This is a genomic window from uncultured Streptococcus sp., from assembly GCF_963518475.1.
Taxonomy (GTDB): domain Bacteria; phylum Bacillota; class Bacilli; order Lactobacillales; family Streptococcaceae; genus Streptococcus.
In genome coordinates, this window is the sequence record NZ_CAUQJA010000034.1 from 1 (window position 1) to 8,878 (window position 8,878).

Below are 8,878 nucleotides of genomic sequence, written 5' to 3' on the forward strand. Positions count from 1 at the left end.
ATTTTCTTTTTATTCATAAAAAGCCTCCTGTTTTATATTTATGTTTAAAATATTGTTAAACACTACCCTAATTATACCACAGTTATATATACATTAGTTAATGTTTTTTAATAATTTTTAACTAAAGCAAATATACAACCTTAATCTACAAGATGAATAGAGTAAAATAAAAAGTACCTAAATGGTACTTCTTACTTGCCTACTGAACTCATCACCATGAAATTTGTACTCCTTTTTGTCCACTTGGAGTAAAGTTTAATCTATTTTATTTAATATGTAAATTCTAAAAATACTACAGAATCAACATTTATAAAGCATAACAAAGTGTAATTTATACTAAATCTATTCTAAAGTCAAAATTTTTTTGTCCCAGCCTCATTAAGTGTTTAAAGATTTAAAAAATGAACTAGCTTCAGTAAGTTTACTCTATGTTGTATTTTTCTACTTGTAGATATAATTAGATTAAAACGAACGTTTGTGATATAATATTATTAAATAATTCGCAAAAGAGGTTGAGAAATGAAACTGCTTGTTGTCGGTTCGGGTGGTCGTGAACATGCGATTGCTAAGAAGTTGCTTGAGTCAAAAGACGTTGAAAAAGTATTTGTAGCTCCTGGGAATGATGGGATGACTCTTGATAGTTTGGAATTGGTAAATATCTCTATTTCCGAACATTCTAAGTTAATTGACTTTGCAAAGGCCAACGATATTGCTTGGACCTTTATAGGGCCAGATGACGCCCTTGCGGCTGGTATCATGGATGATTTCCATGCAGCGGGTCTCAAAGCCTTTGGTCCGACAAGATTGGCGGCGGAGCTGGAGTGGTCCAAGGATTTTGCCAAGGAAATCATGGTCAAATACGACGTTCCGACGGCAACCTATGGCACATTCTCAGACTTTGAGGAAGCCAAGGCCTATATCGAAAAGCATGGTGCTCCAATCGTAGTCAAGGCTGACGGTTTGGCCCTTGGGAAAGGTGTTGTCGTTGCGGAGACGGTTGAGCAAGCAGTCGAAGCAGCTCATGAGATGCTATTGGACAATAAATTTGGTGACTCAGGTGCGCGTGTGGTTATTGAGGAATTCCTTGAAGGAGAGGAATTTTCACTCTTTGCCTTTGTCAATGGTGATAAGTTCTACATCATGCCAACGGCTCAGGATCACAAACGTGCCTACGACGGGGACAAGGGCCCTAACACTGGTGGGATGGGTGCCTATGCACCAGTTCCTCACTTGCCACAGAGTGTAGTTGAAACAGCGGTTGACACGATTGTCAAGCCAGTCCTAGAGGGGATGATTAAGGAAGGTCGTCCTTATCTGGGTGTTCTTTATGCGGGGCTTATCTTGACAGCGGATGGACCTAAGGTTATCGAGTTTAATGCTCGCTTTGGAGATCCTGAAACTCAGATTATTCTACCTCGATTAACCTCTGATTTTGCCCAAAATATCACAGATATTCTGGATGGCAAGGAGCCAAACATCACCTGGACGGACAAGGGTGTGACTCTGGGTGTGGTTGTCGCATCCAACGGTTATCCGCTAGACTATGAAAGAGGTGTCAAGTTGCCAGCAAAAACAGAGGGCGACATTATCACCTATTATGCAGGGGCTAAGTTTGCGGAAAATAGCAGAGCACTGCTATCAAACGGTGGACGTGTTTATATGCTGGTTACCACAGCAGCCACCGTCAAAGAAGCTCAAAATACCATTTACCAAGAGCTTGCCCAACAACAAACAGAAGGTCTCTTCTATCGAACAGATATCGGAAGCAAGGCAATTAGATAAAGGTATAAGAAAAAAGCGACGCAGTCGCCAAGTACAATAATGGTTGCATAACTTGCGAGCGTTAGCGAGTTAATATAGAACAATCACCGCCGCTGTGAAAGAACGATTGGATGACAATCCAATCGTTCAGGGAAACTGGAAGACCCTGGGCTTCCGATTTAGGCATGAGACACCTTTGGTGGCTGCTGCCGTCCCTCACAACCTAAGGTGATTGAAAAAAGAAAGGAAAGAAAAGGGAAATTATGACTAAACCAATTATTTCCATCATCATGGGCTCAAAATCCGACTGGGCAACCATGAAAAAAACAGCAGAAGTCCTAGACCGCTTTGGTGTAGCCTACGAAAAGAAGGTTGTCTCTGCCCACCGTACACCAGACCTCATGTTCAAGCATGCAGAGGAAGCACGTAGTCGCGGTATCAAGGTCATTATCGCTGGCGCTGGAGGCGCAGCTCATTTGCCAGGAATGGTAGCTGCTAAAACAACCCTTCCAGTCATTGGTGTGCCAGTCAAATCTCGTGCTCTTAGTGGAGTGGATTCACTCTATTCTATCGTTCAGATGCCAGGTGGAGTACCAGTCGCAACCATGGCTATTGGTGAAGCAGGTGCGACCAATGCGGCCCTCTTTGCCCTCCGTTTCCTTTCAGTAGAGGATCAGTCTATCGCGACAGCTTTGGCAGATTTTGCAGAAGAACAAGGAAAAATCGCAGAGGAGTCTACCAATGAGCTCATTTAAAACAATCGGAATTATCGGTGGTGGTCAGCTTGGTCAAATGATGGCAATTTCTGCTATCTACATGGGGCACAAGGTTATCGCGCTGGATCCTGCGGCGGATTGCCCAGCCTCTCGCGTAGCGGAAATCATTGTGGCGCCTTATAATGACGTGGATGCTCTGCGTCAGTTGGCTGAGCGTTGCGATGTCCTCACCTATGAGTTTGAAAATGTCGATGCTGACGGTTTGGATGCTGTCATCAAGGATGGACAACTTCCTCAAGGGACAGACCTGCTTCGCATCTCCCAAAATCGTATTTTTGAAAAGGACTTTTTGTCAAACAAGGCTCAAGTAACTGTTGCTCCTTACAAGGTCGTAAATTCTAGCAATGACTTGGCTGATATCGACCTGTCTAAAAACTATGTCCTCAAGACGGCAACTGGTGGCTATGATGGGCATGGACAAAAGGTTATTCGCTCAGAAGCAGACTTGGAAGAAGCCTATGCGCTAGCTGACTCAGCAGCCTGTGTTTTGGAAGAATTTGTCAACTTTGATCTTGAAATTTCTGTTATCGTTTCTGGGAATGGCAAGGATGTGACGGTTTTACCAGTTCAGGAAAATATCCACCGCAACAACATTCTTTCGAAAACCATTGTCCCAGCTCGCATTTCAGAAAGTCTAGCTGATAAAGCCAAAGCCATGGCGGTGCGAATTGCAGAACAACTGAACTTGTCTGGAACACTTTGTGTGGAAATGTTTGCGACGGCTGATGATATCATTGTCAATGAGATTGCCCCACGACCACATAACTCGGGGCACTACTCAATCGAAGCCTGTGACTTCTCCCAGTTTGACACCCATGTTTTAGGTGTTCTCGGAGCACCATTACCAGCCATCAAATTACATGCGCCAGCTGTTATGCTCAATGTTCTCGGCCAACACGTCGAGGTTGCTGAAAAATATGTCGCAGAAAATCCAAGCGTCCACCTCCACATGTATGGTAAAATAGAAGCAAAGCACAACCGCAAGATGGGACATGTGACTTTGTTTAGCGATGTGCCAGATGAAGTTGAGGAGTTTGGGAAAGGGATTGATTTTTAATTTATGAATCTTACCCACTCTGTGTAGGAAGTCATACATTTTTCAGTTTGTGTCGAAAAGTAGAATTTTTAGGAATATTAATGAATTGAGGAAGAGTGCTATGAAATGTGTAAACTGTGGTAATACTGATAGTAATCGATTGTGGGATGAAGGTGATACATTCTACTGCTCAATATGTGCGCACCGAACACTTTATGCAACAGGTGAGGATGACTTAGTGGAATGTCCATGTTGTCATAAAATGAGGGATAGAAAGGCCTTTTATTGTAGAAATTGTAATGATACTTGGTAGGGAGATTTTTTCAGGACTTTCAAATGACTATTTGCATATGTATTATTAACGAGAAAAAGTACAATCGCAAAATGGAACACGTGACTTTGTTTAGTGATTTACGGATGGGATAAAGATGTAGTCTGAGAGGAAATTGATAATATGATTGAAAAAATTATTAGTGTAAAAAATTACGGCCCTTTTACAAATTATACTAGTGGTGGTAGTGAGTGGGATGGATCGTTAAAGAAGAATAATATCATTTATGCTCCAAATGGGAGTGGAAAAACTACTCTGTCAATTTTATTTGATTCGCTTAATGGAAATAATAAATTAATTACGAAAAAAAAATCATTGTTTGTAGAAGGGAATCCGTTTATTCATTTGAGAATAGGGGGCGAAAACTATAAATTTAAAGACAATAAGTGGGATAAAGAGAAGTGTAATATTGTTACTTTTAATAACTTTTATTTAGAGAATAATATCTACTCTGTTGGAAGTGACTCCAATAGAAAAGATTCATTAAACACATCAAAATTATTTATTCCAACAATTAGTGATGGAATTTCAAATCGATTTAAAGAAATAAAGCAACTTAGAATAGAACTAAAAAAAATAAGATACTTTAATGAATACGAACAAAAAGAAGAGAGATTTAGTAGACTAAAAAAGATACGCAAAATCCGTAAGGATATTAGAAAACTTCATAAACGCCCATTTAACAATATAGAATTATTCAAACAATTTGAAGAATCTATTAATAAGTATTTATTAAGATTCACACCTAATATGGAGGTGACAAAAATTACACCTTTTTATTCAGTAAATACAAAGGGAGATATATCTTTTAGCAGAGCCGCTATTGAGATAAAAATAAATGGGAACAGAGTTATATTAACTGAAGATGGAAAACACAAAGTTCCATTAAGATATATTCTTAGTGAAGGTGATAAAAATACCTTGGCTTTAGCTATATTTTTAGCAAAATTTGATTTAATACCTGATTCTGATTCGTATATAGTAGTTGTGGATGATCCTTTTACAAGTTTTGATTCCTTCAGAAAAAAAGCAACGATTAAGGAATTATCTAGGTTATCTAATAAAATAAAGCAATTGATAGTTTTAACTCATGATTTAGATTTTGGAAGTGAACTTGAGAGAAGTTTATCAAATCCTGAAACGTTGAAAATAAATATTTTACATAAAAATCGTAGTATTTGTAATGTATCATTTGAAGAACTTTTATTAAAAGGTTTGTTAAAAGATATTACTGAACTTCACCTTTTTTTAGAAGGTTCATTAACAGGTGAGAGCGATATGCTCAGAGTTGCTAGAAGTATTCGCCCGACGTTAGAAGGGATGTTTAGAATTAAATTTTTCAATCATTTGAATAAAAACGAGTGGTTGGGAGATATGATTAAACATGTAAAAGAGTCAGAAGAAAATTCTGTGTTTTATAAGTTAAAACCATACTTAGAAGAGTTGACTGATATCAATGATTATTCTAAAGAATTTCATCATAGTAATATAATCCAATCTTCGATTATTGATTATCAAGAATTATTAACATTTGTTAAAAGAACATTAAAGTTAGTTGAAATTATATAGAGATAAAAGGAGAATAAACAATGATCAACCGTTACTCTCGCCCTGAGATGGCGAACATTTGGAGTGAAGAAAATAAATACCGTGCTTGGCTTGAGGTGGAAATCTTGGCTGATGAGGCGTGGGCTGAGTTGGGGGAAATCCCTAAGGAAGATGTGGCTTTGATTCGGGAGAAAGCGGACTTTGACATCGACCGTATTTTAGAGATTGAGCAAGAGACGCGTCACGATGTGGTGGCTTTCACGCGTGCGGTTTCTGAAACGCTTGGCGAAGAGCGCAAGTGGGTCCACTATGGTTTGACTTCTACCGACGTGGTGGATACTGCCTACGGTTACCTCTACAAGCAGGCCAACGACATCATCCGTCGTGACCTTGAAAATTTCACCAACATCATCGCTGATAAGGCTAAGGAGCACAAGTTTACCATCATGATGGGTCGTACCCACGGTGTGCACGCTGAGCCTACAACTTTTGGTCTTAAATTGGCAACTTGGTACAGCGAAATGAAGCGCAATATCGAGCGTTTCGAGCATGCGGCTGCTGGTGTTGAAGCTGGTAAGATTTCTGGTGCGGTTGGGAACTTTGCCAACATCCCACCATTCGTAGAGCAATACGTCTGCGACAAATTGGGTATCCGTGCTCAAGAAATCTCAACACAGGTCCTTCCTCGTGACCTTCACGCTGAGTACTTTGCAGTTCTTGCCAGCATCGCGACTTCTATTGAACGTATGGCGACTGAGATTCGTGGTCTTCAAAAATCAGAACAACGCGAAGTGGAAGAGTTCTTTGCCAAGGGACAAAAAGGTTCATCTGCAATGCCTCATAAACGCAACCCTATCGGTTCTGAGAACATGACAGGTCTTGCGCGTGTTATTCGTGGTCACATGATTACAGCTTATGAAAACGTCGCTCTCTGGCACGAACGTGATATCTCTCACTCGTCAGCAGAGCGTATCATCACGCCAGATACGACTATTTTGATTGACTACATGCTTAACCGTTTTGGAAATATTGTCAAGAATTTGACAGTCTTCCCAGAAAACATGATCCGCAACATGAACTCGACATTTGGTTTGATTTTCAGCCAACGTGCCATGTTGACCTTGATTGAAAAAGGGATGACCCGTGAGCAAGCCTATGACTTGGTACAACCAAAAACGGCCTACTCTTGGGACAATCAAGTAGACTTTAAACCACTTCTAGAAGCAGATCCAGAGGTGACCTCACGCCTTACTCAAGAAGAAATCGATGAAATCTTTAACCCAGTTTATTACACTAAACGAGTGGATGATATCTTTGAACGTCTTGGATTAGGATAATTAAAATAAAATCGAAGTTCTATTACTCTATTCACTGGAGTAGAAGAACTTCGGTTTTTCTTGTTTATTAAAGCTCTTTTGCTAAAAAGATTCCCTATATTTTAGTAAAATTTAAACAAATTTAATCTATCTTCATTGACATATAGAAAATACAGTTTTGATGGGATATAATAATCATAGAAAAAAGCCCAAGCAAGGCTCAGGCTTTCTTCTTAGTGATCACGGTCACATGAAATGAATTTGATTTTGTAGTAATCCGCTCGTTTATAAGTTTCGCTGTAAGCGAGAACCTGACCAGTAGACTCTAATTTAGTAGTCTTGGTTTGTAAAACGCTAGGGAATTGTTCATCGACTCCGAGGACTGAAGCCGCATGTTCTGGAGTTGGAAATGCTATTTCATTGATTTCTTCAAAATGTTCATCATTCATGTGAATGTGGTAATCCAATTTGAAACGGTTATAGATAGAGCTATAATATTCAAGATTTGGATAATTTGCGTTGATGTATTGTTCTGGAATGTAAGATGTATGGTAGATGTAAACAACACCACCTGTTTCGCGAACGCGTTCAATCTTGTAGTAGAACTGATCTCCGCGTAGTCCGAGTTTTTCTAAGTAGCTTAGTTTGTTTCCACGCTCAATAGAAAGGACGGTAACTTTATCATCTTTAGTTTCAAAAACTTCTACATCTGAAAACTCTACGAGTTTGTGTTTGCGTGCGCGTGAAACGAATGTACCCTTTCCTTGTTGACGGACAATATAGCCATCCTTGGCAAGGTCGTTTAAGGCGCGGACAACTGTGATAGAACTCACATCATACATTGCAATCAATTCAGCTTCAGTGTAGAATTTATCTCCACTGGCAAATTGACCAGAAATGATTTTGTTCTTTAACTCATCTTTAATATATTGATACTTTGGAATTGCCATATTTTCACCTCGATTTTCCTTCTCCGTTAAAGATTTTACCATAAAACTGGAAAGAATAGTAGCCTTTTGAATAAAAAAATTAGAATAATAGGCTATAAGGTTAATTTACATAGGAATAAATAGAAAAATCTACATTTTTATACATGGTGCTAAAATGTTGTTATGACTATAGATTACAAGATTTTTATAAGTTTTTTGTGTAAAATTTAGTGAAAAATGAAAAAAATTGTGAAAACCTATTGACAAATGCAAGATATTGAGATATATTTACTATATCAACAAATGAAAGCGTAAACTTTAGTTGTCAGAAGGTAAGAACATGACACGATTTGAGATACGAGATGATTTTTATCTCGATGGAAAATCATTTAAGATTTTATCTGGCGCCATTCATTATTTTAGGGTTCCTCCAGAAGATTGGTATCATTCGCTCTATAACTTGAAGGCTCTTGGTTTTAATACAGTAGAGACTTATGTGGCCTGGAATTTACATGAGCCTCGTGAGGGTGAGTTTCACTTTGAAGGAGCTCTGGATTTGGAGCGATTTCTTCAGACAGCACAAGATTTGGGTCTCTACGCTATCGTTCGTCCCTCTCCCTTCATCTGTGCGGAGTGGGAATTCGGTGGCTTACCAGCTTGGCTTTTAACCAAAGATATGAGGCTTCGTTCCTCAGATCCTGCCTATATTGAGGCTGTTGGTCGCTACTATGACCAGCTCTTGTCACGGTTGGTGCCACATTTGTTGGACAAGGGTGGCAATATCCTCATGATGCAGGTTGAAAATGAGTATGGTTCTTATGGAGAAGATAAGGCTTATCTGAGAGCAATTCGACAGTTGATGGAAGAGCGTGGTGTAACCTGTCCTCTCTTTACATCAGATGGTCCATGGAGAGCTACTCTGAAAGCTGGAACCTTAATCGAAGATGACCTCTTTGTGACAGGGAACTTTGGTTCTAAGGCACCTTATAACTTTTCACAGATGCAGGAATTCTTTGATGAGCATGGTAAGAAATGGCCACTCATGTGTATGGAATTCTGGGATGGCTGGTTCAATCGTTGGAAAGAACCGATTATTACACGGGATCCGAAAGAATTGGCAGAAGCTGTTCGAGAGGTTTTGGAACAAGGCTCCATCAATCTTTACATGTTCCACGGTGGTA

Annotated in this window: 8 protein-coding genes; 7 read left to right on the forward strand and 1 reads right to left on the reverse strand. The window is 39.4% G+C overall.

The window, feature by feature from the left end:
- Positions 1-519 precede the first annotated feature (519 nt).
- The 6 genes from purD (at position 520) to purB (ending at position 6,789) form a co-directional block, all read left to right on the forward strand.
- On the forward strand, positions 520-1,782 hold the full coding sequence (purD, locus tag RYK12_RS09685; RefSeq protein WP_061759860.1) for a phosphoribosylamine--glycine ligase: 1,263 nt from the start codon (positions 520-522) through the stop codon (positions 1,780-1,782).
- Positions 1,783-1,876: 94 nt separating this feature from the next.
- Positions 1,877-1,993 carry a phosphoribosylaminoimidazole carboxylase gene (locus RYK12_RS09690; RefSeq protein ID WP_079114924.1) on the forward strand — a complete coding sequence of 39 codons (117 nt, stop codon included), beginning with the start codon at positions 1,877-1,879 and terminating at the stop codon, positions 1,991-1,993.
- 31 nt (positions 1,994-2,024) lie between these two features.
- Positions 2,025-2,516 (forward strand): 5-(carboxyamino)imidazole ribonucleotide mutase, encoded by a 492-nt coding sequence (purE, locus tag RYK12_RS09695; protein WP_061759861.1) that lies wholly within the window; start codon positions 2,025-2,027, stop codon positions 2,514-2,516.
- On the forward strand, positions 2,503-3,594 hold the full coding sequence (gene purK / locus RYK12_RS09700; protein ID WP_061759862.1) for a 5-(carboxyamino)imidazole ribonucleotide synthase: 1,092 nt from the start codon (positions 2,503-2,505) through the stop codon (positions 3,592-3,594). Before purE ends, purK begins: the two co-directional genes overlap by 14 nt.
- Positions 3,595-4,027: 433 nt before the next feature.
- A complete protein-coding gene (locus tag RYK12_RS09705) occupies positions 4,028-5,473 on the forward strand; it encodes an AAA family ATPase (RefSeq protein WP_061759863.1) in 1,446 nt (481 codons plus the stop codon).
- 20 nt (positions 5,474-5,493) lie between these two features.
- Positions 5,494-6,789: an adenylosuccinate lyase gene (purB, locus tag RYK12_RS09710; protein WP_000610726.1), complete on the forward strand. Its 1,296-nt coding sequence runs from the start codon at positions 5,494-5,496 to the stop codon at positions 6,787-6,789.
- A 212-nt stretch (positions 6,790-7,001) separates the two neighbouring features.
- On the opposite strand, the gene RYK12_RS09715 is transcribed toward purB, so the two are convergent.
- On the reverse strand, positions 7,002-7,718 hold the full coding sequence (locus tag RYK12_RS09715; protein WP_314848788.1) for a GntR family transcriptional regulator: 717 nt from the start codon (positions 7,716-7,718) through the stop codon (positions 7,002-7,004).
- A gap of 319 nt (positions 7,719-8,037) precedes the next feature.
- Here RYK12_RS09715 and RYK12_RS09720 point away from each other — a divergent pair.
- Positions 8,038-8,878: beta-galactosidase (locus RYK12_RS09720; RefSeq protein WP_314848790.1), on the forward strand; the 841-nt coding region annotated here is incomplete at its 3' end.

Excerpts from the sequence above, each read along its gene's own strand:
- purB (WP_000610726.1), top strand. The coding sequence starts at position 5,494 with ATGATCAACCGTTACTCTCGCCCTGAGATGGCGAACATTTGGAGTGAA.
- purE (WP_061759861.1), top strand. The coding sequence starts at position 2,025 with ATGACTAAACCAATTATTTCCATCATCATGGGCTCAAAATCCGACTGG.
- purD (WP_061759860.1), top strand. The coding sequence starts at position 520 with ATGAAACTGCTTGTTGTCGGTTCGGGTGGTCGTGAACATGCGATTGCT.
- RYK12_RS09715 (WP_314848788.1), bottom strand. The coding sequence starts at position 7,718 with ATGGCAATTCCAAAGTATCAATATATTAAAGATGAGTTAAAGAACAAA.
- RYK12_RS09705 (WP_061759863.1), top strand. The coding sequence starts at position 4,028 with ATGATTGAAAAAATTATTAGTGTAAAAAATTACGGCCCTTTTACAAAT.
- purK (WP_061759862.1), top strand. The coding sequence starts at position 2,503 with ATGAGCTCATTTAAAACAATCGGAATTATCGGTGGTGGTCAGCTTGGT.